The 26,195-nt window shown below is 69.4% G+C and carries 27 protein-coding genes and 1 pseudogene; 11 read left to right on the top strand and 17 right to left on the bottom strand.

Features of this window, described 5'->3' with window-relative positions:
* Window positions 1-112 precede the first annotated feature (112 nt).
* The 5 genes from kstD to CFP71_RS28585 form a co-directional block, all read right to left on the bottom strand.
* Complete coding sequence (gene kstD / locus CFP71_RS28605; protein ID WP_093937057.1) at window positions 113-1,903, bottom strand: 3-oxosteroid 1-dehydrogenase; 1,791 nt, start codon at window positions 1,901-1,903, stop codon at window positions 113-115.
* A 130-nt stretch (window positions 1,904-2,033) separates the two neighbouring features.
* A complete protein-coding gene (locus CFP71_RS28600) occupies window positions 2,034-3,071 on the bottom strand; it encodes an LLM class flavin-dependent oxidoreductase (protein WP_093937056.1) in 1,038 nt (345 codons plus the stop codon).
* Entirely contained in the window at window positions 3,071-3,589 is a 519-nt protein-coding gene (locus tag CFP71_RS28595; RefSeq protein WP_093937055.1) for an SRPBCC family protein, read from the bottom strand. The genes CFP71_RS28600 and CFP71_RS28595 overlap by 1 nt, the downstream gene beginning before the upstream one ends.
* A 49-nt stretch (window positions 3,590-3,638) precedes the next feature.
* Window positions 3,639-4,154, bottom strand: a complete 516-nt coding sequence (locus CFP71_RS28590; RefSeq protein ID WP_093937054.1) for a winged helix-turn-helix transcriptional regulator — start codon at window positions 4,152-4,154, stop codon at window positions 3,639-3,641.
* A 60-nt stretch (window positions 4,155-4,214) separates the two neighbouring features.
* Entirely contained in the window at window positions 4,215-5,156 is a 942-nt protein-coding gene (locus CFP71_RS28585; protein WP_482746723.1) for a tetratricopeptide repeat protein, read from the bottom strand.
* 515 nt (window positions 5,157-5,671) lie between these two features.
* Here CFP71_RS28585 and CFP71_RS28580 point away from each other — a divergent pair.
* Complete coding sequence (locus tag CFP71_RS28580) at window positions 5,672-6,085, top strand: SsgA family sporulation/cell division regulator (RefSeq protein WP_093937052.1); 414 nt, start codon at window positions 5,672-5,674, stop codon at window positions 6,083-6,085.
* Between the two features lie 42 nt (window positions 6,086-6,127).
* On the opposite strand, the gene fgd is transcribed toward CFP71_RS28580, so the two are convergent.
* The 4 genes from fgd to CFP71_RS28560 form a co-directional block, all read right to left on the bottom strand.
* Entirely contained in the window at window positions 6,128-7,132 is a 1,005-nt protein-coding gene (gene fgd / locus CFP71_RS28575; protein WP_093937051.1) for a glucose-6-phosphate dehydrogenase (coenzyme-F420), read from the bottom strand.
* 330 nt (window positions 7,133-7,462) lie between these two features.
* Window positions 7,463-7,939: a DIP1984 family protein gene (locus CFP71_RS28570; RefSeq protein ID WP_244199868.1), complete on the bottom strand. Its 477-nt coding sequence runs from the start codon at window positions 7,937-7,939 to the stop codon at window positions 7,463-7,465.
* Between the two features lie 43 nt (window positions 7,940-7,982).
* On the bottom strand, window positions 7,983-8,510 hold the full coding sequence (locus CFP71_RS28565; RefSeq protein WP_093937049.1) for a hypothetical protein: 528 nt from the start codon (window positions 8,508-8,510) through the stop codon (window positions 7,983-7,985).
* A gap of 21 nt (window positions 8,511-8,531) precedes the next feature.
* Window positions 8,532-9,725, bottom strand: a complete 1,194-nt coding sequence (locus tag CFP71_RS28560) for a zinc-dependent alcohol dehydrogenase (protein ID WP_093937154.1) — start codon at window positions 9,723-9,725, stop codon at window positions 8,532-8,534.
* Between the two features lie 89 nt (window positions 9,726-9,814).
* On the opposite strand from CFP71_RS28560, the gene CFP71_RS28555 reads away from it, so the two are divergent.
* The gene (locus tag CFP71_RS28555) at window positions 9,815-10,174 is read left to right on the top strand and encodes a VOC family protein (RefSeq protein WP_093937048.1); all 360 of its coding nucleotides are present in this window, start codon (window positions 9,815-9,817) and stop codon (window positions 10,172-10,174) included.
* A 388-nt stretch (window positions 10,175-10,562) separates the two neighbouring features.
* Here the strand turns inward: CFP71_RS28555 and CFP71_RS28550 are convergent, their stop codons facing one another.
* Window positions 10,563-10,757: a hypothetical protein gene (locus CFP71_RS28550; RefSeq protein ID WP_093937047.1), complete on the bottom strand. Its 195-nt coding sequence runs from the start codon at window positions 10,755-10,757 to the stop codon at window positions 10,563-10,565.
* 133 nt (window positions 10,758-10,890) lie between these two features.
* On the opposite strand from CFP71_RS28550, the gene CFP71_RS28545 reads away from it, so the two are divergent.
* Window positions 10,891-11,397 (top strand): GNAT family N-acetyltransferase, encoded by a 507-nt coding sequence (locus CFP71_RS28545; RefSeq protein ID WP_378280504.1) that lies wholly within the window; start codon window positions 10,891-10,893, stop codon window positions 11,395-11,397.
* Here CFP71_RS28545 and CFP71_RS28540 read toward each other — a convergent pair.
* Window positions 11,322-12,257 carry a DMT family transporter gene (locus tag CFP71_RS28540; RefSeq protein WP_093937045.1) on the bottom strand — a complete coding sequence of 312 codons (936 nt, stop codon included), beginning with the start codon at window positions 12,255-12,257 and terminating at the stop codon, window positions 11,322-11,324. The two genes, CFP71_RS28545 and CFP71_RS28540, sit on opposite strands and share 76 nt — an antisense overlap.
* A gap of 387 nt (window positions 12,258-12,644) precedes the next feature.
* On the opposite strand from CFP71_RS28540, the gene CFP71_RS28535 reads away from it, so the two are divergent.
* Window positions 12,645-14,927 (top strand): ATP-binding protein, encoded by a 2,283-nt coding sequence (locus CFP71_RS28535; RefSeq protein ID WP_244199867.1) that lies wholly within the window; start codon window positions 12,645-12,647, stop codon window positions 14,925-14,927.
* A gap of 91 nt (window positions 14,928-15,018) precedes the next feature.
* Here CFP71_RS28535 and CFP71_RS28530 read toward each other — a convergent pair whose 3' ends face one another.
* Complete coding sequence (locus CFP71_RS28530) at window positions 15,019-16,239, bottom strand: cytochrome P450 family protein (RefSeq protein WP_093937043.1); 1,221 nt, start codon at window positions 16,237-16,239, stop codon at window positions 15,019-15,021.
* Between the two features lie 141 nt (window positions 16,240-16,380).
* On the opposite strand from CFP71_RS28530, the gene CFP71_RS28525 reads away from it, so the two are divergent.
* Window positions 16,381-17,889 carry a GGDEF domain-containing protein gene (locus CFP71_RS28525; RefSeq protein ID WP_093937042.1) on the top strand — a complete coding sequence of 503 codons (1,509 nt, stop codon included), beginning with the start codon at window positions 16,381-16,383 and terminating at the stop codon, window positions 17,887-17,889.
* Window positions 17,890-17,893: 4 nt separating this feature from the next.
* On the opposite strand, the gene CFP71_RS28520 is transcribed toward CFP71_RS28525, so the two are convergent.
* Window positions 17,894-18,841 (bottom strand): phosphatase PAP2 family protein, encoded by a 948-nt coding sequence (locus CFP71_RS28520; protein ID WP_093937041.1) that lies wholly within the window; start codon window positions 18,839-18,841, stop codon window positions 17,894-17,896.
* Window positions 18,842-18,951: 110 nt separating this feature from the next.
* On the opposite strand from CFP71_RS28520, the gene CFP71_RS28515 reads away from it, so the two are divergent.
* The 4 genes from CFP71_RS28515 to CFP71_RS28500 all read left to right on the top strand — a co-directional run bounded on the left by CFP71_RS28515 (window position 18,952) and on the right by CFP71_RS28500 (window position 22,413).
* Entirely contained in the window at window positions 18,952-19,644 is a 693-nt protein-coding gene (locus tag CFP71_RS28515) for a response regulator transcription factor (RefSeq protein WP_093937040.1), read from the top strand.
* Window positions 19,641-21,053 carry a sensor histidine kinase gene (locus CFP71_RS28510; protein WP_093937039.1) on the top strand — a complete coding sequence of 471 codons (1,413 nt, stop codon included), beginning with the start codon at window positions 19,641-19,643 and terminating at the stop codon, window positions 21,051-21,053. The genes CFP71_RS28515 and CFP71_RS28510 overlap by 4 nt, the downstream gene beginning before the upstream one ends.
* A complete protein-coding gene (locus tag CFP71_RS28505) occupies window positions 21,050-21,547 on the top strand; it encodes a GerMN domain-containing protein (RefSeq protein WP_093937038.1) in 498 nt (165 codons plus the stop codon). The genes CFP71_RS28510 and CFP71_RS28505 overlap by 4 nt, the downstream gene beginning before the upstream one ends.
* A 197-nt stretch (window positions 21,548-21,744) precedes the next feature.
* On the top strand, window positions 21,745-22,413 hold the full coding sequence (locus CFP71_RS28500; RefSeq protein ID WP_093937037.1) for a VldE C-terminal domain-containing protein: 669 nt from the start codon (window positions 21,745-21,747) through the stop codon (window positions 22,411-22,413).
* Here CFP71_RS28500 and rnhA read toward each other — a convergent pair.
* Genes rnhA through CFP71_RS28485 form a run of 3 tightly spaced genes read right to left on the bottom strand, consistent with a single transcriptional unit; the run spans window position 22,403 to window position 24,525 of the window.
* Window positions 22,403-22,891, bottom strand: coding sequence for a ribonuclease HI (rnhA, locus tag CFP71_RS28495; protein WP_093937036.1), 489 nt, complete (start codon window positions 22,889-22,891; stop codon window positions 22,403-22,405). The genes CFP71_RS28500 and rnhA overlap by 11 nt on opposite strands.
* Window positions 22,892-22,913: 22 nt before the next feature.
* On the bottom strand, window positions 22,914-24,104 hold the full coding sequence (dinB, locus tag CFP71_RS28490) for a DNA polymerase IV (RefSeq protein ID WP_093937035.1): 1,191 nt from the start codon (window positions 24,102-24,104) through the stop codon (window positions 22,914-22,916).
* 16 nt (window positions 24,105-24,120) lie between these two features.
* Window positions 24,121-24,525, bottom strand: coding sequence for a DUF6010 family protein (locus CFP71_RS28485; protein ID WP_093937034.1), 405 nt, complete (start codon window positions 24,523-24,525; stop codon window positions 24,121-24,123).
* Window positions 24,526-24,617: 92 nt separating this feature from the next.
* On the opposite strand from CFP71_RS28485, the gene CFP71_RS28480 reads away from it, so the two are divergent.
* Window positions 24,618-25,556: a GlxA family transcriptional regulator gene (locus CFP71_RS28480; RefSeq protein ID WP_093937033.1), complete on the top strand. Its 939-nt coding sequence runs from the start codon at window positions 24,618-24,620 to the stop codon at window positions 25,554-25,556.
* Window positions 25,557-25,562: 6 nt separating this feature from the next.
* Here the strand turns inward: CFP71_RS28480 and CFP71_RS28475 are convergent, their stop codons facing one another.
* Window positions 25,563-25,853, bottom strand: coding sequence for a hypothetical protein (locus tag CFP71_RS28475; protein WP_093937032.1), 291 nt, complete (start codon window positions 25,851-25,853; stop codon window positions 25,563-25,565).
* Window positions 25,854-25,980: 127 nt separating this feature from the next.
* Between CFP71_RS28475 and CFP71_RS28470 the strand changes: the two are divergent.
* Window positions 25,981-26,195 (top strand): annotated as a pseudogene (locus CFP71_RS28470) (MFS transporter); the annotation flags it as partial.

The raw sequence follows: 26,195 nt of genomic DNA, 5'->3' as shown, positions 1-26,195 counted from the left end.
ATTGAGGAGCAAGGAAAGCACGGCGCGTTACCGAGTTGCTCGCCTGCGCTCCTCCGGCCGCGATGTTCCGTGAAGGCCTCCTTGCCTACCTTGAAGGTAGCGATGGGGCCCTTCACGACGTCGCCCGAGTAATGCGGCGGTTTCGCGTCGGCTCCGCCTCCGCCAGGTCGTTCGCCGCGATGTACCCGAAGGTCATCGCCGGGCCGATCGTCGACCCCGCGCCCGCGTAACTGGGGCCCATCACCGCCGCGCTGGCGTTCCCGGCCGCGTACAGGCCCGGGATGACCGAGCCGTCCGCCCGCAGGACCCGCGCCCGCGCGTCGGTGCGCATCCCGCCCTTGGTACCGAGGTCGCCGGGGACGATCTTGAACGCGTAGAACGGCGGCTCCCAGAGCGGGGCGAGGCATGAGTTCGGCAGGACGTACGGGTCGGTGTAGTAATGGTCGTAGGCACTGGCGCCCCGGCGGAAATCACTGTCCACACCGGACAGAGCCTGGCCGTTGAACCGGTTGACCGTGGCCCGCAGCGCCCGCGGCGGAACACCGATCGCCGAGCCGAGCGCCTCGACGGTCCACGCCTTCTTGACAGCGCCCGCCGCGTACCACTCGTCGGGAAGCGGCAGCAGCGGCGCGACGTCACGGAAGAGATAGCGGTTGCGGTAGTGCTGGTCGACGACCAGCCATGCCGGAATGGTGGGCGAGGCCGGGTTCCGGTCGTACATCGTGTGCACGACGTCGCCGTACGGCGCCGCCTCGTTGACGAACCGCTTGCCCGCCGCGTCCACCATCAGCCCGCCGGGCAGCGTCCGCTCGGCGAGGCAGAAGTACGGCTCACCCGGCAGCGGGATCGCCGGTCCCCACCAGGCGTCGTCCATCAGGTCCAGCGCCGCCCCGGCGCGCTTGCCCGCCAGGATCCCGTCGCCGGTGTTCGACCGGGCGCCGACTGTCCATTGTGTACCGATCGGCTGGCGCTGGTATTCCGCCCGCATGGCGGCGTTGTGCTCGAATCCGCCGGAGCCGACGATGACGCCGCGTCTGGCCTTCACCACGCCCGCGGCGACGGTCACCCCGGTGACCCTCCCGTTTTCGATGACGAGATCGGTCAGCGGCGTGTTCAGCCACACGGGGACACCGGCGCGCTGGAGCCCGGCCCGCAGCCCGGCGGCCAATGACTGCCCCATGGTGAGCGGTTTCTGCCCGGCGAGGGCGGCGGCCGTGCCGCGGGCGAGGCAGGCGGCGGCCACGGCGGCGCCCTTCGGGTTGACCGCGGCCAGCGCGAGCCACTTGTAGTCGGCGCTGAAGACGACCATCCCGGCAGGCGTGGCGAGGTACGGCGGGTTCAGGTTGGCCAGTTCGGCGCCGAGCACGTTCCCGTCGAGCTGATCGGGTTCGATCGAGCGGCCGTCCGGCATCCCGCCGGGCAGTTCCGGGTAGTAGTCGCTGTAGCCCTCCATCCACCGGAACCGCAGCGGGCTGTTGGCCATCACGAACGACAGCATCGCCGGGCCGGCCGCGAGGAACGCCTGCTGCCGCGAGATGGGGATCGTCGGGCCGACCACGGCGGCCAAGTACCGTGCGGCCTGTTCCGGGGTGTCGCGGACGCCGGCTTCGGCCAGCACCGGGTTGCACGGAATCCAGATCCCCGCCCCCGACCGGGCGGCCGAGCCACCGAACTTCGCCGCCTTCTCCAGCACGACGCAGCTGAGCCCGCGTTTGGCCGCGGTCAGCGCGGCGGTCATCCCCGCCGCGCCCGCTCCGACCACGACGACGTCGTACTCGCCGAGCACCGCGGCGTCGGCCGAAGCCGTCCCGGCGAACGGCAGGCCCGAGGCGAGCGCGATCCCGGCGCCCGCGGCGGTGCCGCGCAGGATCTGGCGCCGGGACAGGCGGTTTTCGGGCTCCATGAGTCCTCCTCGCTTGGCGATCGAGCGAGGTCATGTTCTCCGGACGACGGCAAAAGTGAAACAAGTTCTACCCGCTTGGAGCAGACGGGACCGGCCACGCTCGGCCGGTCACCTCAACCGGCGCGGGCATTCAGCCCAGAGCGCGGACCAGGTCCAGCGCGCGGCCGAGGGTGGCGAGCCGATCGGCGACCGTCTCCCCCGCCGGGTACAGCCGGACGGTGTCGACCCCGGCGTCGCGCCAGACGCGCAGCCTTTCGGCCACCATCGCTTCGGTGCCGATCAGTGTCGTGCCGAGCACCATCTCGTCGGTCACCAGCGCGGCGGCGCCTTCCCGGTCGCCCGCCTGCCAGCGCTCGCGCACCGCCGCGGCGGCTTCGGCCCAGCCTTGCCTGCTGTAGGCGTTGTTGTAGAAGTTCGTCTTCGCCGAGCCCATCCCGCCGAGACTGAACGCGAGTTCGGCCTTGCGGCCCGCGACCATCCCGCGCAGCTCGTCCTCGTCCCCGGCGAAAGCGACCTCGGCGCCTTGGCAGACTTCGAGATCCGCCCGCGATCGGCCCGCCTTCGCGAGACCGGCGTCGAGATGCGCGAAGTACGCCTGTGCCCCCTCCGGGACGAAGCTGGTGCCCAGCCAGCCGTCCGCGATCTCGCCGGTCAGTTCCAGCAGTTTCGGCGAAAGCGTGGCCAGGTGGATCGGGATGTCCGGATTCGGCGTCGTGGACAGCCGCATCGGCCTGCTCTCGCCCGGCAGCGGGATCTCGAACTCCTTGCCGGAGAACGAGATCTTCTCGCCCGTGAACGCGCGGCGGATGATCTCGACCGTTTCCCGCATCCGGGTCAGCGGCCGGGCGAACGAAACGCCGTGCAGCCCCTCGATCACCTGCGGTCCGGAAGCTCCGAGCCCGAGGGCGAACCGGCCGCCGGACAGCTCCGAGAGCGTCAGCGCGGCCTGCGCGATCGCCACCGGGGTCCGTGTGCCGAGCTGGATGATCCCCGAGCCGAGCCGGACGCGCTCGGTCCGCGCGGCGAGGTAACCGAGCACGGACGGCGCGTCCGAGCCCCACGCCTCGGCGACCCAGCACTCGTCGAGACCGAGCTTTTCCGCCTCCAGGACGAACTCCAGCGTCTCCCGCCAGCCGCTCGAAGCCTCGACCGTCGTCGCCGTCCGCATCACGCGCGGCCCGCCTCGGCCCGTTCCTTGATCGCCGAGAGCGTCCCTGTCATCGCCTTCTCGAACTCGCGCAGCCGGACGAAGACGATCTTCTCCTCCTTGTCCGGCATCTGGTCGATGGCCAGCGAAAGGCCCGAACGCCCCGGTCCCAGCTGCATCCACTGCCGCAGCTTCGTCCCGCCGTTCTCGGGCTCCAGCGTGAAGCGCCACAGCGCGGTGGGTGTCTCGGGATCGTGCACGGCCCAGGTGAAGACCCTCGGCTCGTCGCATTCGACGACGTGCGACGTGGTCTCCCATTCACCGAGCGCGTCGTGCTTGCTGCGGCCGACGAATCGCCTGCCGACCGCGGCCCCGCCGCCGGCGCCGTCGCACCACTCGGCCGACTGGAGTTCCTGGCTCATCGTGGGCATCAGCCGGACGTCGGAGACGATCGCCCAGACCCGCTCCGGATCGGCGTCGACCCACTCCTGGACCTCGACCGTCGGTTTGTCGGCGTACTTGGCGCCCGTCCACTCCATCGTGGTCCCGCCTCCCGTGCTCGTGACCTCGATAGTTGCTTAGATAGACTTAGCTTGTCAAACCCTCCTGCGCGGCGAAGCGGCGCACCACGTCAGGCCGGTTCGCGAGCTTCGGCGGGTAGCCCGCCCCGAGCCGCGCCCGCGTGTTCTCGGCGGTGAGCGGCGCGGCGCAATGCGCGCAGACGACCTCGGCGTGCGTGTCATGGCCGCAGGTGTCGTGATGCAGGGTGATCGGCGGTCCGGCCTCCTCGGCGAGCCAGCGATCACCCCAGCGGGACATCGCGGCGAGCACGCCGTAGAAATCCGCGCCCTTCTCGGTCAGCACGTAGTCGTAACGGACCGGTTCGGACTGGTAGGCGCGCTTTTCCAGCAGCCCTTCGCCGACGAGGCGGCGCAACCGGTCGGCGAGGGTGTTCCGCGCGATGCCGAGCTCCTGCTGGAACTCGTCGAACCTGCGGATCCCGTAGAACGCCTCCCGCAGGACGAGCGGCGTCCACCAGTCGCCGAGCAGGTCCATGGTGCGCGCGATCGAGCACGGCCACTGCGCGAACGAAGTCCGTTTCATGCCAGCGAGCCTACGCCCGCCGGAATTGATCCGGTCATTCCTCCACCTATTCCGCGGCACTCAGGCCGCGGCGCGAAATGTCGCGATCCGATCAAGGAGATCTCGCGCATTAATATCACCCACCCGTTTCCGCACGCTTTCCGACAGTGGCCGCAAACGATCCCGCGTACGCGCGGAACGGATTCCGTACGCGATCTCCATCGCGGCGAGGCCGACCTCGGCGGCCTGGCCCAGATCGCCCTCCAGCGCGTGGTCGACCGCGAGCCAGATCATCGTCAGCGACCGGCTGCGCACCATGTCCGGACCATAGCCGTCGATGGCCTCGGTGAGCGCGGGAATGGCCTCCCGGCTGTGGCGGACGTCGACGACCCTGGCGAGCTCGGTGCGCACCGTCCCGATCATCGCGGCCAGGTCGTTGGCCGTGAAGAAGGCGGACCACGACGGCACCGTGTCCCCCAGCGAACTGGCGAACTGTTCGGGGGCAAGGGAAAGCTTGTCCAGCGCCTGCCGGACGTCGCCGAGCAGCGCGTACGCCCACGCCTCGTTCGCCGACAGGATCGCCTGCGACAGCGGCCTTCCCGCCCGGCGTGCCGCGAGCTGGCCGTGCCCGAACTGCTCCAGCGCCTCCACCGGAGAACGGTGGTGCAGATACATCCGGCCGAGCCGATAGCGGACGTTGGCGACGAGATCGTCGTTGCCGGAATGCGCCGCGAGTTCGAGCGCGCGACGGAAGTGCCGCTCCGCCTTGAGGGGGCGCCCGGAGTCGAATTCCGTCCAGCCCTTGAGGTTGTGCAGATCCGCGACCACGCCCGCCAGCCGCCGCGCCATCGGCTCGCTCATCGTTCCCCGGCGCAGTGCCGCGCTGTATGGCTCCAGCACACGCAGCAGCTCCCGGCAGGATCCGCCGCCTTCCCGATAGTCGCGCGCCCGGAGCGCGGCGATGACTCCCTCCAGCCGGTCGATGTCGGCCTGCCCGACCCGCATCGGGAGCCGCTCAATCACGGCGGCGTCCCCGGACTCGTGGCACAGCCGGTTCGGTCCCGGAGCCGTACCGGGACGTGGCCGGAACCGTCCGCCTGCGCGGGCCGTAAACCGCGTCTCGACGCGCTTGGTCTTCCCTGGGAATGACGAGGGTGATTCTTACGCCCATTGCCGCTCCTCTCCCGATCCACAACGATCAAGCTCGCCGAGGTCCAGGACGGAGCCACGCCGGTCTCCTGGAAACACATGAACGACGCAACGATTATGCTAACCGCGGGAAATATCGATTCACTCCGCCGAACGGTTGGCTATTTCCATTCACCGGAATATGCACGTGCGGAATCTCTTTCTTTTGCACGAATGATCGCACTTATCGCCCGCTCACCGCACGTGCTCGATGCGAACCGTCCGTGAGCACCTGAGACGCAGCTCTCAGCCGAACGTGTGAAAGTTGCCATCTCGGGTCACGAAAACGCTTCACATTGCGTTATCAATGATTGAAGATCAACAGCAACCGAACGTAAGGGGCTGAAGCGTTGGACAAGGAAAGCGACCTCATCCGGGGGACGATCGTCTTCGGCCTGCGCACTTTCGGTGCGGACCCCCTCCCCGTCCAGGCCGATCTCGAATACGACCCCGAGGACCCCTACGCCGTCGTGGTGGCCTACCACTCGGGCGGCGGGACGGTCCGCTGGATGTTCGGCCGTGACCTGCTGGCGGACGGCCTCCTCACCCCATCGGGTGAAGGCGACGTGATCATCAGTCCGGCCGACGACACCTCGATCGTGATTTTCGCGCTCAGCGCGCCCGACGGCTGCGCCGTCCTCGAGGCCTCGGCGCAGGAGCTGGCCGAGTTCCTCGACCGCACCTACGACGTGGTGCCCGCCGGTTCCGAGCAGGAGTGGTTCGACTTCGACCAGGAGATGACCAAGCTCGTCACCGAGTCCTGACCGGTGGCGGCACCGCCGTGCGGATGCCGCCACCGCTCCGGATCAGCCGAGTTCGCGCAGACCCGGGACGACCTGCTCGGAGAACGAGCGCAGGAACCGCTCCTGATCGTGGCCGGGGCCGTGGAAGACGAGGTGGTTGAAGCCGGCCTCGACGTACGGCTTGATCTGCTCGACGGCGTCGGCCGGATCCGAAGTGACGATCCAGCGGCGGGCGACCTGCTCGATGGGCAGCGCGTCCGCGGCCTTCTCCATCTCGGCCGGGTCTTCGATGCCGGCCTTCTGCTCCGGCGTCAGCGAGAGCGGCGCCCAGAACCGGGTGTTCTCCAGCGCCTGCGCCGGATCCGGGTCGTAGGACAGCTTGATCTCGATCATCTTGTCGATGTCGCCGGTGCTCCGGCCGGCCTGCTCCGCGCCTTCCGCGACCGCGGGAAGCAGCTTGTCGGTGTAGAGGTCCATCCCCTTGCCGCTGGTGCAGATGAAACCGTCGCCCTGCTTGCCGACGTACTTCGCCATCACCGGGCCGCCGGCCGCGATGTAGATCGGAACGCCGCCCTCGGGGCGGTCGTACACGGTGGCGTCGGTGGTCTGGTAGTACTCGCCCTCGAACGTGACGCGCTCTTCGGACCACAGTTTGCGCATCAGTTCGATCGCCTCGCGCAGCCGCGCGAACCGCTCCTTGAACGCGGGCCACTCGATCCGGGCGACCGCGACCTCGTTGAGGGCCTCACCGCTGCCGACACCGAGCAGCACGCGACCGGGGTACAGGCTGCCGAGGGTGCCGAACGCCTGCGCGACCACGGCCGGGTTGTAGCGGAAGGTCGCTGTCAGCACGCTGGTGCCGAGCACCACCCGTTCGGTGCGCTCGCCGACCGCCGCCATCCAGGCGAACGAGAACGGCGCGTGCCCGCCCTGGTGCCGCCAGGGCTGGAAATGGTCGCTGACCATCACGCTGTCCAGCCCGACCTTCTCGGCGAGCACGGAGTACTCGACGAGATCGCGCGGGCCGAACTGCTCGGCCGACGCCTTGTAACCGATCTTCAGTGCCATCCGGGGTCACCACCTGGGCTCTTGGATTGTTCCGCTTTTCACCTTGGCACAGAGTCGATCAGGTTCGCCCATACCTCGATGTGTCGGGAACGCCACTCCGCCAAGGGGAATGTGTGATCGTGGAAAGGCCCCGTACCCGCCCTCACCTTCCGGGACCGGCACATGGTGATGAGTCGTGCCGCTTGCGCCGTCACCTGTGCGTCGTGCTGGGCTGAGTCGTGATCGGGGAGTCGAACCCCCACGCTGCCCTCCACGTGCCAGGAGGTGGACCGGAGTACCGCCGGCCCTCGGCTCGTGCCCGCTTCCCGGAGGGCTACCTGCTTTCCACGTTCAGTCCAGGAGATCGGTCTCCCAGTTGGTGCGCTGGATCTCGACGTCGATCACCCGGATCTCCCCGGCGACCCGGTCCGCGCTGGACCGCAGTTCCGCGACCGGAAGCGCGGAGAGATACCGGAGTTCCGAGCGAAGCTGACGACCGTAGCCGCCTTGGTTGCGACCGGCCGCGGCGTCGGCGGCCGCGGTGAGGACCCCGTGCCGGAGCCGGAGGACGTCGCGGCGTGCGATCGCGTCGGTGATCGTGCCTTCCCCGAGCGGGGTGGCGGCGTTGGTGCGGTTGATCCGCTGGATCAGCGACTCCAGTTCGCCCAGCGCGGTTTCGGCGTCGACGAGCAGAGCGGCGGCGTCTTCCGCGGGCTCCTCGCCTTCCTGGTGCCGCGCGTTGTCGACGATCCGGGAACGCAGCGCCTCCACCTTCTTCGTCGCGTCGGCGCGCAGCGCGAGCGCTTCGGCCAGTTTGATCGGGGACATGCGGGGAAGTATCGCCAAGATCGCCGACCGCCGCATCCCGTTTTCAGCCCACCAGGGAATGCTTCCGGTACGACGAGTCCGGCTCGGTGAACTCGATCCCGTTCTCGTCCATGGCGTTGAAGACGGTGAAGCGGCCCTGCGGAAAGACGAAGCCGATCGCGACCATGCCGCCTGCCATGTCCCTCCCCACCCATTCGAGCAGTTCGACGTCGTGGAGCACCTGACCCTCCAAAGCGGACAGTTCGGGGTAGATGTCCTGCCGCCAGCTCAGCGGGCTGGGCTCCGCCGGGTCACCCCAGTCCCATGCGGACTTCCCGTACGGGTCGATCGTGTTCCAGGTCAGGGAAACCTCGTCGAACTTCCAGTGCGTGATCTCCAGCCGTTCGTCACCGAAGTCCACCACGACGGGCGCGTCCTGAAGCCATTCCCGGTATTCGACGAACCACGTCAGGTGGACGCGCTGGAGCCGCTTGCCCACCAACGCGCCCAGCCGGTCACCGTGCGCTCCCCGGATCCTCTTGAGTCCGGAGAGCCACACGGGTTCATAACCCTCGATGTCGAAGAAAGCCACCCGGTGAGTATGCCCGGTACCTCACACGGCGAACGGCTCCAGAAGGATCTTGATCGCGCCGTCCTGCTTCTTCTGGAAGATCTCATAGGCGTGCGGCGCTTCCTTCAGCGGCAGCTTGTGCGTCGCGAAGCCTTCGACGCCGAGTGGGTCGGCGCTGTCGGCGATCAGCGGCATGATGTCGTCGATCCAGCGCCGGACGTTGGCCTGCCCCATCCGCAAGGTGATCTGCTTGTCGAACAGGTCCATCATCGGCAGCGGGTCGACCATGCCGCCGTAGACGCCGCTCAGCGAGATCGTGCCGCCGCGCCGGACGCAGTCGATGGCCGCGTACAGCACGCTGAGCCGGTCGATCGCGGCCTTCTCGGTGATCTTCGCGCCGACCGGATCGGGCAGGAGGGCGACGAGATTCTGCGCCAGCCGCCCGATCGGGGCACCGTGCGCCTCCATCCCGACGGCGTCGATGACCGAATCCGCTCCCCTGCCGCCGGTGGCCTCGCGGATGACGTCGCCCAGGTACTTGTGCTCACGGACGTCGTAAGTGACGACGCCGGCCGCGGCCGCCCTCGCGAGGCGTTCCGGGACCAGGTCGATGCCGATCACCTTGCCCGCGCCCCGGTGTTTCGCGATCCGGCAGCAGAACTGGCCGATCGGCCCGAGGCCGAAGACCACGACCGTGCCGCCTTCCGGGATGTTCGCGTAGTCGACGGCCTGCCAAGCGGTGGGCACGACGTCGGACAGGTAGACGAAACGTTCGTCCGGCGGACCGTCCGGCACCTTGATCGGGCCGTACTGGGCCTGCGGGACACGCAGGTACTCGGCCTGGCCGCCCGGGACCTGACCGTAGAGCTTGGTGTAGCCGAGCAACGCCGCGCCCTTGCCACGATCGGTGACCTGCGTGGTCTCGCACTGCGACTGCAGCCCGCGATCGCACATGAAGCAGTGACCACAGGAGATGTTGAAGGGGACGACGACACGGTCGCCGGGTTTCAGGTTCGTCACCCCGGTCCCCACTTCTTCGACCACACCCATCGGCTCGTGCCCGAGGATGTCGCCCTCGTCGATGAACGCACCGAGGACCTCGTAGAGGTGCAGGTCGGAACCGCAGATACCGGTCGAGGTGATGCGCACGATGGCATCGGTCGGTTCGACCAGCTTCGGATCCGGGACGGTGTCCACCCGGACATCGCGTTTCCCGTGCCAGGTGACGGCCTTCATGGTGCTCCCTTCGGCGAGTGGCTCTCGTGTCCGCCGGATGCCCGTCAGCGCGATCGGCAAACCTCGCCGTTCCGTGACACCGTGGACGGATGCGAACCCGGATGCTCGCCGTCACCGTCGACTGCCGTGAGGCCGAAGCACTGGCCGCGTTTTGGAAGGAAGCGCTCGGCTACCCCGAGACCGAACGGTGGACGGATGGCCACGGCGTGACCTACGTGGAATTGAAGAGCCCAGAGGTCCCGAGCCTGTTGTTCCAGCCGGTTCCCGAGAAGAAGTCCGTCAAGAACCGGCTACATCTCGACGTCGCCCCCATCGAACTCGAGCAGCGCGAGGAGGTCGCCAGACTCGTGTCACTCGGCGCCAAGATCGTCGAAGACCCCGAGCCGGACCCCTGGGTGGTCATGGCCGACCCGGAAGGCAACGAGTTCTGCGTGCTGCCCCGCCGCTGAAGGCTCGTGAGTGGCTAGGCCGGTTCTAACCGACTCGTATTTACCTACCCACTGGTGTGATTGGCGGTCGAGTAAAGCCGGTGCGGTCGACGGGGGAAGATCCCGGCCGTTGAACGTCCGGAATCTTCCCCCGTCACCTCGTCTGCCACCGGGTCGCGCCCGGCACGACCTTGATCAACGGAAGATCCAGGACACTCAACGTCCCCGATCCTCCGTTGATCAAGGTTCAAGACCGGGCATCCCGGCGACGATGTAGGAATTGGGACGTTGAACGTCCCAATTCCTACATCGTCACGCCCGGCAGCCGCGGAACCACCACTTACGCCCGGTCAGGCGCGGGTAGATAAATACCGGTCCGCTCTAACCGACCTTGCCACTCACGAGCGGCTCAGGCGGCGTCGAACCGGTCGGCTCGCTCGGAACTCAGCCCCAGCATGTCCAGCAGCATCCGGCAATCCGTCGCGTCGCGGGCGTTCGCGACCACCGCTTCGGTCGCCTTGCGCAGCACCGCGGCCCGCACGGTCGTCGCCCCGAAGTCGACCGGTTCCCCGGCCGGACCCGGTTCTTCGAACAGGTTCCCCATGACCCACCTCCGTGTCCCTTTCGTTGATACCTGATCCCGGCTGAGATGGCCCCCGCCTTCTTGCTGTCCCGGCGGCGAGCCCGCCGGTTTCTCCCTAGACTGGCGTCATTCGAACGAGCGGACGGAGCCGGACCTGACCACCGAGTTGCGCGGGGAGATCGTGACCCTGACCCCGGTCACCGAAGCCCACGTCCAGGAACTGCGCCGGATCCGCGGCACGGCCGGGGTCAGAGCCCGCTGGGGTTCGGTCGAGGACTCCCCCACCTGGCCGTTCGACGATCCGACGACGGCCCATTTCACCGTGCTGGAGGAAGGCGTCGTCCGCGGCTTCGTGCAGTACGGCGAAGAGGACGACCCGATGTACCGGCACGCCTCGGTCGACCTCTTCCTCGACCCGGCGCAGCACGGCCGGGGCCTGGGCACGGACACGGTCCGCACGATGGCGCGCCATCTCGTGCGCGATCGCGGGCACCACCGGCTGGTGATCGATCCCGCCGCGGACAACAAGGCGGCGATCAGCTGCTACAAGGCCGTCGGGTTCCGCGAGGTCGGGGTGATGCGCCGCTACGAACGTGACACCGAGGGCGACGGCTGGCACGACGGGTTGCTGATGGATCTGCTCGCCGAAGACCTCACGTAGCGCGTCAGGGCGACTCCGAGCAGTACGACCGCCATCCCGGCCAGCACGCGCGGGCCGAGTTCCTCGCCGAGCACGATCGCGCCCAGCGCGACCGAGACGACGGGCAGCAGATAGCCGACGGTCGCCGCGGAGGTCGCGCCTTCGTCGGCGATGAGCCGGTAGTTCAGATAGAACGTGACGCCAGTGCCGAAGACGCCGAGGACGACGACGGCGATCACCGCGGTCACGTTCAGCGGCCCGGCGGGCTCGGCGTCGAACGGCAGCGCGAGCGCGCTCAGCCCGGTGGCGGTCAGCAGCTGCGCGGCGGAGATCGCGATCGGCCCACCCTGGCCGACGAGTTTCCGCCCCATGTAAGCGAAAGCGATGGCGTAACTGAGGCCGGCGCCGAGCAGGGCCAGCGTTCCCCAGCCGAGCAGGCCACTCTTCTGCCAGGGCGCGAAGATCAGCAGGATCCCGGCGAAACCGAGGACCAGCCCGCCGACCCGGAGTGCGGTGACCCGGCGTTCGGTGCCGATCGACAGGCCGATCAGCAACGCCCACAGCGGGGTCGTCGCGTTCATCACCCCCGCGATACCGGAATCGACGGTCAGCTCGCCGATGCTGAACAACGCGAACGGCAGGGCGTTGCAGAAGAAGGCGGCGACGAGGAGCCTGCCCCAGATCCGGCGGCCACGCGGCAGGCGCTGCCCGGCCCGGCGGCTCAGCACGAGGAGGACGGCCGCGCCCAGGGCGCAGCGGATGACGGTCACCTGAACGGGCGCCAGCCCGGTCAGCGCGAGCTTGATCCACAGGAACCCCGATCCCCACAACAGGGCGAGAACGCCCATCCGGACCAGGGTTCCCGGCGCGCCGATGCTCACTTCGTTCCTTTCGCCGGGCCGCTCGATACCACTCCAAACTGCCTCGGACGACTCGTCAGGACAAGTGAAAAGATCTACACCGACGTTAAGTGTTCCTACATGTTCCGAAAGGGCCCGGCCGTGGCCGCCGGGAAGGCGGCCACGGCCGGTTTCCGAGGAGATCAGTACTCGCCGGGTTGTTCGCAAGCGGAACAGGGCCTGCTCACATTTCGCGGTCGCGCATGATCCACCTCCCTTTCGACCGGCGCACCGGTGGGGAACGGGCGCGTTCTCGCACAGTTTGGGGGCTCTCTTCGCGCCTCCGCACACCCAGTGGCCGTGTTGTGACCCAGGTAATGGGAAGGTTGTGGCACGATCTGCCGCGGTGCGGGAAGAAAGGTGCTTCTGGTGACCGAGAATTCCGGCTCGGCCAGATCCGGGGAGACCGGGAAAGCACGCGCGGAACCGAGGCCGGTTTCGACGGCAGCACTGGCGTTCGGCCGTGCGCTGCGACAGCGGCGGCAGGCCAAAGGACTCGCGTTGCGCGAACTCCAGAAACTGGCCTACGTCGACAAAAGTCTGATCAGCCGGGTCGAACGCGGCCTCACCCCGCCGAGCGCGGAATTCGCCGAATCCTGCGATCGCGCGCTGGAGGCGGGCGGGACACTGATCGTCCTCGCCGAAGCCGCCCGCGCGGAACCGTACGTCCACCTCCCCCCGCCGCCGGGCCATTTCGTCGGCCGCGAAGAACACTTCGCGTTGCTCGACGAAAAAGTGTTCACCGGACCCGCCAAAGTGGTCTTCGTGGCCGGACCGCCCGGCGTCGGGAAGACCGCGCTCGCGCTGCATTGGGCGAACCGGCGGCAGGAAGAGTTCGACGGCGTCCTCTGGTCGGATCTGCGCGGGTACGCGGCGGGCTCGCCCGCGCAGCCCGCCGACATCCTCGACGATCTCCTCCGCTGCGTCGGCGTCCGCCCCGACCGGGTCCCCGCCGAGGAGCACATGCGGCTCGCGCTCCTGCGCGGGCTGCTGCGCGGCCAGCGCACCCTCGTCGTGCTGGACAACGCGCTCGACTCGCATCAGGTGCGGCCGGTGCTGCCCGGCACCCCGGACACCACCGTGCTGATCACCAGCAGGCGACGGCTCTCCGGCCTCGTCGTCGGCAGCGGCGCGGTCCAGGTTTCCCTGGAACCGCTGGAAGATCTCGAGGCGACGCGGCTCATGGCCGACCTCATCGGCGACGAACGCGCGGCGGGCGACCCCGAGGGCGTCGGCAAGCTCGTCCGGTTGTGCGCGGCGCTGCCGCTGGCGGTGAACATCGCCGCCGAACGGGTCGCCACGCATCCCCATCAGAGTGTCGGCGACCTCGCCCGCGAACTCGTCGCCGAGGGGCGGCGGCTGGAACTGCTCGCTGTCGACGACGACGCCGTCGGGGTCCGGGCCGCGTTCAGCTGGTCCTACCGCGCGCTCGAAGCCGACACCGCCCGCATGTTCCGGCTGCTCGGCCTCCATCCCGGACCGCGTTTCCCCGCGGGCGCGGCGGCCGCGCTCGCCGGACTGCCCGAACACGACGCACGGCGGCTGCTCGACAGGCTCGTGCAGGCACATCTCGTCCAGCAGGTCGGCGCTCAGTACTACCGGTTCCACGACCTGCTGCGCGTCTACGCCGCCGAGGAGGCCACCGCCGAGCAATGGCGGGAGGAGCGGCAGGCGGCTGTTTCCCGGCTGACCCAGTGGTATCTCCACGGCGCCAACGCGGCGAGCTGGACGCTGACCCCGGCCCGCGACCACCACATCGACCTGGGGCCCGCGCCCGAAGGCGTCGAGCCGCTCCGGTTCGCCACCTTCGACGAGGCCTACATCTGGTGCGCGTCGGAGATGCCGAGCATCACCGGTGTCGCCCGGCTGGCGCTGGACCACGGGCTGTACGAGACCGGCTGGCGGCTGCCGGTCGAGTTGTTCGACTACCACCTGCTCGGCAGGCCGTGGCAGACGTGGATCTCCAGCCACGAGGTCGCGATCGAATCCGCGAAGGCGGGCGGCGACCCCGGCGGGCACGCGTGGTCGGCGATCAACCTCGCCGAGGCGCACCGGCGGCGCGGGGATCTCGACCGCGCGCACGAACTGTTCGGCGAGGCCGTCGAGCTCTCGAAGGAGATCGGCGAGAACCCGAGTCTCGGCTGGGCGCTGGTGGGACTCGGGAACATCGCGCACGAACGCGAGGACTACCCCGAGGCCGTGCGGCTCGCCGAAGAGAGCGTGGCCGTGAACACGCGGATCGGGTACCAGCTCGGCGAAGCGACCGCGCGGGTCCATCTCGGCCGCGCCTACCGCGATCTCGGCGAACGAGATCTGGCCCTCGACCACGGCCTGCGCGCCTATGACGCCTACGCGAAGGACGCCGACCAGCACGGAATGGGCTTCGCGCTGGTGCCGCTCGCCCGGACCTGCCGCCGGTTCGGCGACCCGGAGCAGGCGCTCGGGTACTGCGAGGGGGCGCTGACCGCCTACCGGAACTGCGGCGACGTCTGGGGACAGGCCGACGCGCTCGACGAACGCGGCTGCGCGCTGGCCGCGCAAGGGCACACCGAGGAGGCCATGACCGCCTGGCGCGACGCGCTCCAGCTCGTCATGGATCTCGACGACCGCAAGGCGAACGTGCTGCGCGGCCGTATCGAGGGCGCCGTCTAGAGCGAGCTGAAGGGGACTTTCTCCGCATGCGACGCGGTGAAGGGCGCTTTCACCTCATGCGATGCGGGCATGGTTCCCTTCAGCCACCGGCCTAGAGTTTCACCGGGAGGTTGTGCAGGCCTCGGGTGATCGCGCTCGGCCACCACACCAGCCGGTCCTCGGGCACGGTCAGCGTCATCGACGGCGCGCGGCCGAACAACGTCTCCAGCGCCGCGGACGCCTGCATGCGGGCGAGCGCGGCGCCGATGCAGATATGCGGCCCGACCCCGAAGGCCACATGCCGCACCGGCCGTTCGCCCGGGCGGAAAGCGAGCGGTTCCGGGTGGACCTCCGGATCGCGATTGGCCGCCAGCAACGACAACAGGATCGGGTCTCCCGCCTCCATCCGCTGTCCGGCGAGTTCCATCGGCTCGGTGACGAACCGCCAGCTGGTGTTCTGCAACGGGGTGTCGCGGCGCAGGACCTCTTCGATGGCGAGCGTCAGGTACGAGCCGTCGGCGCGGGCGCGGGCCGCTTCTTCCGGATGCGTGATGAGGGTCAGCGCGGTGGACGCGATGAGGCTGATCGTCGTCTCGTGCCCGGCGATCAGGGAGAGGAACGCCGTCGCGGCGACCTCGTCGTCGGTCAGCCTGCCGTCGGCCTCCTGGGTGAGCAGGTCGCTGATCAGGTCCGCGCCGGGTTCGGCGCGCTTGCGGGCGACGACGTCGGCGAGCAGCGCGTCCAGGTCGTCGGTCGCCTCGATCATCGACGCCATGTCGGTGACATCGCCGGCGGCGACCACCAGCGCGGGCGGGCGGACCTCGTCCAGCAGGGTCCCGGGGATGCCGATCAGCTCGCAGATCGACCGGATTCCCAGCGGGTACGCGAAATCCTCGACGAGGTCGCCCTCGCCCCGGTCGAGGATCGGGTCCAGCAGTTCGTTCGCGAGCTGATGCGTGCGGTCACGCATGTGCTGCAACCGGCGCGGGCCGAACGCGCCGGCACAGGCCTTGCGCAGCCGCGCGTGCTCCTCGCCCTCGAAGTTGTTCATATGCCCGATGAGCGTCGGCCGGTGGTCGGCGGGCAGACCGAGATTGGCCTTGCGCCAGTGGTCCGCGGCGACGGACGGGCATTTGGACAACCGGGGGTCGGCCATCGCGGAAACGACGTCCGCGTGCCGGGTCAGCAGCCAGGTCCAGGTGTCGCCGGGCAGCGGAAGCCGGAACGCCGGGGCGTTCGAACGAAGCCATTCGTAGGCAGGAGACGGATCTCTGTCGAAATCCGGACCGAACATCACGGGGACCGCGGCGGCGTCGTATGCGGCATCAGGCATACGTGCCACGATGCCAGCTGGTGGCGACCCCGGTTCCGGCGAACGCAGGCATCGGCCTGTCTCACGCGATCGTCAACGCGGTCCCCCTGTCACCCCCTCACGGTCACCCAGCAAGATCGAAGCGGGTGCGGTGCGTGACGAATGGAGGTGGACCCCGTCAGCGAGTTCGGCAAGCACGACCGTGACGCGGTCTCTGAGCGGCCGCCCGGTTCACTCCGGGGTTTCGCCGACACCGTCGGCCTCGCCGCCGCCCGCGTCTGGCGGCTGCGTGGTCGCGCCTGGAACACCCTGCGGCATCCGGCGGGGTGGGAACTGTGGCGACTGCCGCCCGCGGCGGTCTTCTGGATGCTCGGTACCGAGATCGCGGTCGCGGTCTGGGCATTGAAATCGCAAGTCAGTGCTTCCGTCACGACCACGGACCTCGTCCGCTTCGGGGTGATCGCGGGTTGCGCGATCTGGTATCTCGTCCAGACCCAGCATCCCGAGGAACAGCGACGCGCCGACGACCGGCGGGGCGAGCACATCGACCAGACCGCCGTCTGGCTGGGCAGCGCGGCCGTCCTCCTGCCGCCCACGTTGTCACTGGCGCTGCTGCTGATGGTGCGCGTGCAGCGCTATTCCATCGCGCACAAGGCGATGACGACGTTCCTGTTCACCACCGCCGCGCATGCCGCCTCCATCCTCGGCGTGCACGCGATCACCCGGCTGACGTCGGTGCACACCTGGCTCGACTCGGGAACGCTCCCCCAGCGAGCGGGCGACATCGTGGTCGCCGCCGTCACCCTGGTGGGCGCGGCGCTCTGGTACTTCGCGTCGCAAACGCTCCTGATCAGCATCGCGCGTGGCCTGGCGTGGGGCGGCTGGCGTCGGCAGAAGCTGATCGGCAGCTGGGCCGACAACGCGGACTTCGTCTACGCGCTCCAGCTCGCCGCGTGCACCACGATCCTCGGCGCGGTCAACATCGCGCTGGTGCCGCTGGTGATGATCGGGGTCGCGCTGCGCTCGACCCGGCTTTCGCAGACGCTGGCGGACACGATCGCGCGCAGCCAGCGCGACCGGAAGACCGGGCTGCTGACCGAGGACTCCTTCCACGCCCCGGCCGCCTTGCGGCTGCTGGAAGACCAGACCGACCGGCGGCCGACCGCGTTCCTGATGCTGGATCTCGACCACTTCAAGCAGTGGAACGACAAGTACGGGCATTCCGGCGGTGACATCGTGCTCGGCTGCGTCAGCGCGGTGCTCCGGCAGAACACCCGCGCCACGGACGTCGTCGGGCGCTGGGGCGGCGAGGAGTTCTCGGTCCTGCTGCCGGACACCACCCGCGAGGAGGCGATGCGGATCGCCGAGCGGATCCGGGAAGCCGTCGCGAAGACCGCGATCACCGGGCTGACGGAACTCGCCAGCGGACACGCCACCAACGAACCCCGCGCGGTGGGACCGATCCACGGCTGCACCGTGTCGATCGGCGTCGGGCTCTCGCCCGAGCACTCGACGGACTACGGCGAGCTGTTCCGCGCGGCGGACACGGCCATGTACCAGGCGAAGCGGAGTGGACGGAACCGCGTGGTCCTGGCGCCTTCCACCGTTCCTCCCTCCCCCCGGGCACCGATGTCGCCGTTGACCCGGGCCGGGGAGTCACGCCGCGATTGACGCGTCAGCGGCGGGTCACTAGGCGGGTTTCGAGGAGGTCGTCGACCACCCGGGTCTCCACCCCGGTCCGCCGCTCGAAGGCTGAGCCGCGCAACGGCCACAGCGCGACCAGCACCACCCCCATCGCGGACAGCGCGGCCAGCACCAGCGCGGCGACGAACTGGGCGGCGCCGTCGGTCGCCGTGCTCAGTACCGCGAACCCGATCAGCACGATCGCGGTGGGCAGCACCGCGGCCAGGGCCACCAGGCCGACGGGCGTGCGGCGCAGGTCTCGGCGCCGGGTGGTCAGCCAGGCGGCGACGAGGCAGGCGAACGACGCTCCCAGCAGGCAGGCGCCCGCCGTGTCGCTCAGCCGGTGCCAGCCCAGCGCGATGGTCGACGACGCGACCCAGGCGACCGCGACGCCGCCGATCCCGATGATCGCCGGGCGGAACCGTTGGGGCAGAACGAAGGCGGCGGCCATCAGGATCGCCATGGCGGCACTGACGTGCCCGCTCGGGAAGCTGTTGTGCCCTGGTCCGTAGCCGGCGTCGGGCAGGTCGGGGCGTTCGAGGACGTACAGCTTGAGCAGCTGCGCGACGATGAGCGGGAGCACGAGGACGCTCAGCGCGGGGACGAGGAGGCCGGGTTTGCGGCGGATCAGCGCCAGGCCGGTCAGCACGATCCCGGCGGCGCCGAGCACGAGCACCATGTCCTGGTCCCGGAGCGGGCCCGCCCAGTCCATTGTGGACCACTGGCCGGACTGCGCGCTACGGACGACGCCGTTCTCGGCCAGCTGTCCGGCCGTGGTGTGCACGAAGAGCACGAAGGTCACGATGAACGCGACGGCCAGGCCCAGTCCGGTGGTGAGCTGGAACACCGCCCTGGACAGGGTGCGCCTGGTCTCGGCGTGCCGTCCGGGCAGCGGTCGGTGGGAGGGGGTCGGTTTCGCTTCGTGGATGAGTACGGCCATGGGGCCCACTCTCCCCACGCCGTTTCCCCGTGAGGTCCGGACAATGTCATGGTTCTGCTACAAGATCGAGCCGATTCGCACAGGCGCGGAGACATCCGAATAATGGCGGCGTGGCCAGTGTCCTTTTGATCGAAGACGACGCGTCCGTCCGGGAGGGACTGGAGCTCGCGCTGCGCCGGCAGGCGCACACCGTCCACACCGCCGAGAGCGGTGAGCTCGGTCTGGAGAAACTCCGGGTGTTCCAGCCCGACATCGTCGTGCTGGACCTGATGCTGCCCGGGATCGACGGCTTCGAGACCTGCCGCCGCATCCGCTCGGCGGGCGAGGTGCCGATCATCATGCTCACGGCCCGCAGTGACGACTTCGACATCGTCGCCGGGCTGGAGGCGGGCGCCGACGACTACGTGACCAAGCCGATCGAACCCCGTGTGCTCGACGCCCGGATCCGGGCGGTGCTGCGGCGAGCGGTGAGCGAGAAGCCCGCGAGCGAGGACCACCCGGCCGGGGAGCGGCACGGCAGCCTGGTCATCGACCGGAGCGGGCTGGTGATCACGAAGAACGGCGAGCCGGTCTCGCTCACGCCGACCGAGCTGAAACTGCTGCTGGAGCTCTCGCGCACGCCCGGTCAGGTCTACAGCCGCCAGCAGATCCTCTCCGCCGTCTGGGATCACGACTACCTCGGCGACTCGCGGCTGGTCGACGCCTGCGTCCAGCGGCTGCGCGCGAAGATCGAAGACGTGCCCGCGAAACCCGACCACGTCCAGACCGTCCGCGGCTTCGGGTACCGGTTCGGCCGTTCATGAGGCTGCTTTCCGGGCTGCGGCCCCGGCTCATCCTGGCGTTCGCGGCGATGACGATCATCGGGGCGGCGGCCGCGGCCGGGGCCAGTTACGTGTCGGCCCGCAACGCGATCCTCGAAGCGGTCCAGGACGCGGCGATGAACCAGTTGAAGGACCGGGTCAGCAGCTACGGCCGCCCGCTGTCCACGCCGCCGACCCAGGAGCAGCTCAACGATTTCGCCGGCAGCCTGCGGTTGAACGCCGTCGCGGTCTACCGGAACCTGCGGTCGGTGAACGGGCCGGACCTGACCATCTTCTCGCCCGAATTGCGGAAGACGGTCGCCGAAGACCTCCATATCCAGTTCCAGCGGCTGGACCGCGACGCCAAGCCGGAACTCCTGGTCGGCATGCCGGTGCTGGCGCCGCAGCCGAACGGGGCGATGCGGGCCAGCGGCGTCGAGGTCTACTCGCTCACCTCGCTCGTCCAGCAGCAGCAGGCCATCGACGAACTCGCGAAATACGCCTGGCAGATGGCCGCGCTCGCGCTCCCGCTGGCCGCCGCGCTCGCCCTGCTCGCGGCGAGGCAGGTGCTGCGGCCGGTCCGGGCGCTCAACACCGCCGCCGCTCAGCTGGGCGAAGGCAGGCTCGACGTCCGGTTGCCGGCCAAGGGCTCCGACGAGCTGGCCGAACTGGTCACGACCTTCAACAACACCGCCGCCGAGCTGGAACGCACGGTCGGCGAGCTGAAAGCCATGGAGGCCGACGCCCGCCGGTTCGTGGCCGACGTCTCGCACGAACTCCGCACCCCGCTCGCGGCGATGAACGCGGTCACCGACGTCCTCGACGAGGACGCGGAGGCGCTGCCGCCGGACACCGCCGTCGCGGCGCGGCTGGTTTCGGGCGAGACCAGGAGGCTGACGCGGCTGGTCCAGGACCTGGTCGAGATCTCGCGGTTCGACGCGGGTCGTGCCGAACTCGTGCTCGACGAGTGGGATCTCGCGACGGCGATCCGGGACAGCCTCGACGCGCGCGGCTGGCGCGACGGCGAAGACCTGGTCACCGACCTGCCGGAGGGGGTACTCGCCCGCGTCGACCGGCGGCGGCTCGACCTGATCGTGGCCAACCTCGTCGGCAACGCCTTCCGGCACGGCGAGGCCCCGGTCGAGGTCCGGCTGCGCGCCGACGGCGACGGCGTCACGCTGGAGGTCGACGACCACGGGCCCGGGATCGATCCCGAAGTCCTTCCGCATGTCTTCGACCGGTTCACCAAGGCGGACACCGCCCGCGCCCGGTCCGAGGGCAGCGGGCTGGGCCTGGCGATCGCGCTGGAGAACGCCCGCCTGCACGGTGGCGACATCACCGCCGCCAACACCGGTCGCGGCGCCCGGTTCGTCCTGCGCCTGCCGCGTCGGACCGAAGGAGGGGCACGATGAGGAAGACCCGGATCCTGCCCGCCCTCGCGGCCGCGACGCTGGTGGCGGCCTGCGGGGTGCAGCCGACGGGTGTCGTCCCGGCCGGGCCGGGACCCTCGATTCGCGCCACGTCGGGGGCGAAGGGCCTGGGCGGGACGACGTTGTACTTCGTGTCCGAAGGGCGCGTCATCCCCGTGACCAGGCCCAGCGAGAGCTACATCTCCGCCGAAGGCGCGATCACGATGCTGCTGAAGGGGCCGACGGAGCGGGAAGCCGCGCAGGGGCTCACCACGTTCATTCCCCCGGGGCTGGACCGGATCGCGGTGTACCCGGGTGACCCGTCGAGCCTCGCGCTGCCGTTCTCGGTGCGCAAATTCTCCAACCAGGCCATCAATCAGCTGATCTGCACCGTGATCGCGGCCACGACGGCCACCGGACGGGCCCCGAACTCCCCAGGCGTGAACGTGATCTCGCCGAATGAGGAAGTGTACTTCCAGTCCTGCAAAGCGGACTGAATTCGTCACTCAAAGTGCTCACACAAAAGCACTTCTTGTACCTGTACGGACGTGAGCTCCTTTTGGTTCACGGATCAAGGTAACTGTGGGCGAACACACTCGGGCGTGACATTGCCGTGTCCTTTTCGTAATGTTGCCCGGAGCTCGCGGCCCCCGACGCGAGTTTCCCGTCCCCGAAGTGGTGAGTGATCAGAGAAATGGCCGGCAGACATCGCAAAACCAAGGCTCCGCAATGGAAGCTCCCCGCGGGTATCGCGGCAGCGGTCGCCACGGCGCTCCCGGCGTCGATGTGGCTGACCACCGCGGGTACCCCTGACGTCGAAGCGGCCAGCGCGGCCCTCGCGGTGAAGGCTCCCCCGGTCTCCAGCGTGACTCCCCCGCCCTCGACCAGCAGCACCCCGCCCTCCAGCACGACCACCCCGCCGCCCTCGACCTCCTCGGCTCCCCCGAAGCCGACGACGTCGACCAAGGCCCCCGCCCCGGTGAAGACGACCGTGCCCGCCTCGACGGCGTGTTCGACCAGCCTCGCCGGCACCAAACCGCACGTGGCCCAGGTCGGCAACCACGTCAAGGCGAAGTTCGGCGTCAAGACCGTCGGCGGCGTCGCCGGCCGGGCGAACGCCAGCGACCACCCCTCCGGCCTCGCGCTGGACTTCATGGTGGACACCGCCACCGGCAACGCCATCGCCGAGTACATCCTGGCCAACCAGAAGGACTTCGGCGTCACCTACGTCATCTGGCGCCAGCGCTACAACGACGGCAGCGGCTGGGACACCATGGAGGACCGCGGCGGCGCGACCGCCAACCACATGGACCACGTCCACGTTTCCTTCGCCAAGAGCGCGAAGGTCAGCGTCAGCTGCTAGGGCGTCGAGCGGACCGTTCGCCGGGCTGGACGACAGGTCGCCCCACGACCTCTTCCACGCCTTTGACGGCGAGCCGGTCCGCTCGCTCGTTCTCCGGATGCCCGGCGTGACCCTTGACCCAGTGCCATTCGACGTCGTGCCGCGAAGCGGCTTCATCGAGACGGCGCCACAGGTCGGCGTTCTTGACCGGTGTCTTGGCCGAGGTCATCCAGCCGTTGTTCTTCCAGTTCCGCACCCAGCTGGTGATGCCGTTCCGGACGTACGTGCTGTCGGTGTAGATGTCCACCGTGACCCGGCGTTTGAGGCTTTCCAGCGCTTCGATGGGCGCGGTCAGTTCCATCCGGTTGTTCGTGGTCGGCCCGGCGTCCCCGCCGTAGATCTCCTTCTCGACCGTGCCGTACCGCAGCACCGCGCCCCAGCCGCCTGGGCCGGGGTTGCCGCTGCACGCGCCATCGGTGTAGATCTCGACTTCCGCCACCGGGACACCCTAGTGAACGGGATCAGTCCGGCAGCAGCGGCACCCATGGCTCCTCGGCCTGCCCGAGGTGCACCGCCCGCGTGATGGACTTCGAACCGAAGCGGTTGCGGACGGTGTCGAGCGTCGCGTCGAGCGCGTCCCTCGGCTTGGCCTCGAACGGCAGCGCCAGCTGGATCGAGTCGTCCTTCGTCAGGTTCGTGAGCGCGAGGCCGATCAACGTGAGCCCGCGTTCGTCGATCACCGGTCTCGCCGCGGCGAGCAGGTCGCGGGCCGCCGCGACGATCGCGCCGGTCTGCTCGGTCGCCTCCAGCAGGGTGTGCGAGCGCGTCGCCTTGGTGAAGTCGGCGAACCGCAGGCGCAGCACCACGGTCCGGCACACCCGCTGCGCCGCGCGCAACCGGCGGGCAAGGCGATCGGCGAGGGTCAGCAGCATCGCGTCGAGTTCGGCGGGCGTACGCGGTCTGCTGCCGAGCGCCCGCTGCGCCCCGATCGACCGGCGACGGCGGCCGGTCTGTACCCGTCGCGGGTCGTCGTTGTGGGACAGCGCGTGCAGGTGGACGCCGACGCCTCGGCCGAGCATCCGGACGAGTTCCCGTTCCCCGAATCCCTCCATCTGCCCGACGGTCGTGACGCCGCGCTCGCGCAGCTTCTGCGCGGTCACCTTGCCCACCCCCCACAGCCGCTCGACCGGTAGCGGGTGCAGGAACTCCAGTTCCTTGTCGTGCGGCACGACGAGGAGACCGTCGGGTTTCGCGACACCGCTGGCCACCTTCGCGAGGAATTTCGTCCTGGCGACGCCGACGGTGATCGGCAGGCCGACCTGCTCCAGGACGTCCTTCCGCAGTTTCGCGGCGATCCGGCTCGGCGTGCCGGCGATTTTCAGCAGCCCGCCGACGTCGAGGAAGGCCTCGTCGATCGAGATACCCTCCACCAGCGGCGTCGTGTTGCCGAAAACCTCGAAGACCGCCTTGCTCGCCTCGGAATACGCGTGCATCCGGGGCGGGACGACGATCGCGTCCGGGCACAGCCGCCGCGCCTGCCCGCCGCCCATCGCCGTGCGGACTCCGTACGCCTTGGCCTCGTAACTGGCCGCCAGTACGACGCCCCCGCCGACGATGACCGGGCGCCCGCGCAGGCTCGGGTCGTCACGCTGCTCGACCGACGCGTAGAACGAGTCCAGGTCGGCGTGCAGGATGGGACCCTCGGGCGTCATAGAACATATGTTCGCATCAAACGGCCGGGCGGCCAACACGCGCGCGGAGGAAATCCGTCACCGATCGCCCGCCCGCGAAGCACCAGATCGCGATCACCGGGTCGCAGATCGCGCAGCCGAACGAGGAGTGCTCCGCGAACGGGATGATCGGGGCGCCCTTGAGGTGGTGCGCGACGTCCCAGCCGGTGTGCAGCAGCCAGGCGATGCCGATGAACGTCCAGGACTCCAGGCCGCGATACGCCACGTAGGTCATGACGGCGGTGAAGGCGAACTCCCAGATCCCGAGGCCGCCGCCGCTCAGGTACGCGGCGCCGGCGCCCGCCACCATGACCGCGTTGAAGCGTCGGCGGTGCGGCTCGTGGATCAGCGACATCAACACGACGTAGACGAGGCCGACGAGAATCGGCGCGATGATCACCATGGCTCGACGCTAGAACCGGGCGGCACCCGCTCCCAGTGGCGCGAACGACGTCTTCCACCGGGATCTCGCCATCGGGCGGGTAGGTTGCGGTCATGCACACCGTCGCCGTCCTCGCGTTGGACAAGGTGATCCCGTTCGATCTCTCGACGCCGATCGAGGTCTTCGCCAGGACCCGGCTCGCCGACGGGAGCGCGGGCTACCGGGTGATCGTCTGCGCCGAACACCCGGAGGTCGACGCCGGCCACTTCACCTTGCGCACGCCGTGGGGGCTGGAGGCGCTGCGCGAGGCCGACACGATCATCGTCCCGGGCACGGCGGATCCGGCCGGGCCGTTGCCGGAAGCCGTCCGCGACGCGCTCACCTCGGCCGCGGCGAAGGGCACGCGGATCGCCTCGATCTGTTCCGGCACCTTCGTCCTCGCCGCCGCGGGCCTGCTCGACGGTCTCCGCGCGACCACTCATTGGGTCGCCGCCGAGGCGCTGGCCGCCGCCCATCCGGAGATCGACGTCGACCCGGACGTGCTCTACGTCGACAACGGGCAGATCCTCACGTCGGCGGGCGCCGCCGCGGGCATGGACCTGTGCCTGCACCTGATCCGCCGCGACCACGGCGCCGCGATCGCGGCTGACGCCGCCCGCCTTTCGGTGATGGCGCTGGAACGTGAGGGCGGCCAGGCGCAGTTCATCGCGCTGCGGCATCCTCCGGCTCCCCGTGGCGCGGCGCTGGAGCCCACTTTGCTTTGGATGCAGGAAAATCTCGCTCGCGACCTCAGCCTGGCCGACATCGCCGCCCGCGCGGGGACGAGCACGCGCACGCTCATCCGGCATTTCCGCGAACAGACCGGGACGACTCCGTTGCAGTGGCTGCACCGGACGCGGATCCGGCAGGCGCAGCATCTGCTCGAGACCACCCAGTACGCCGTCGAACGGGTCGGCGCCGAAGTCGGCTTCGGTTCGCCCACCTCGTTCCGCGACCGGTTCAAGCGCACGACCGGCGTCAGCCCCGGCACCTATCGACGTGCCTTCCGTTGAGCTGACTCACACGGCCAGCGGCAAGGCGGTGCCCGCGGCCCGCACCCGGGCCTGTTCGGCGAATCGCCTCCGGGCGACGACGACTCTGCGCCAGCGTTCCGAACGCTCGGCGTCCAGTTCGGAGGTGGCGCGGGCGAGGACCTCGGCGGCGTGCGCGGCGGAATCGATCTCCGCGGCGGCGCCGAGGTAGTCGCCGGTCTCGATCAGCTTGTAGGCGTGGCGCATCTCGGTCTGCGCGGTCGAGTAGATGGCGTAGGCGGCCAGGTTGTTCGCCAGCGGGCCCAGTGAATGCGACATCGGATTCTCCGTTCCTTCTCCTGCTGACACGTCGAACGGGTACCCCGCGGTTCGACATGACAGCCGGAAATCTTTCGAAGATCTTCGGGGTTGCGCGAAGTAGCCGGTTCACGACAGCCTGAAGCGCATGCCAGCCCGGGCGGCGTCGTTCCGCAGCGTCTTCGCGGTCGCCGGGTTTCGGCGGATCTGGCTCGCGCATCTGCTGTCGGTCGCCGGTGACCAGCTGGCCAGGGTCGCGCTCACGGTGCTGGTGTTCGACCGGACGTCGTCGGCGGGGTGGGCCTCGGCGGCGTACGCGCTGACCTTCGTCCCGGATCTCCTCGGCGGTGCGCTGGGCGGCAT

Source organism: Amycolatopsis thailandensis (genome assembly GCF_002234405.1).
In the GTDB taxonomy this organism is placed as follows: domain Bacteria; phylum Actinomycetota; class Actinomycetes; order Mycobacteriales; family Pseudonocardiaceae; genus Amycolatopsis; species Amycolatopsis thailandensis.
This window is presented reverse-complemented; position numbering and strand designations above follow the sequence as displayed.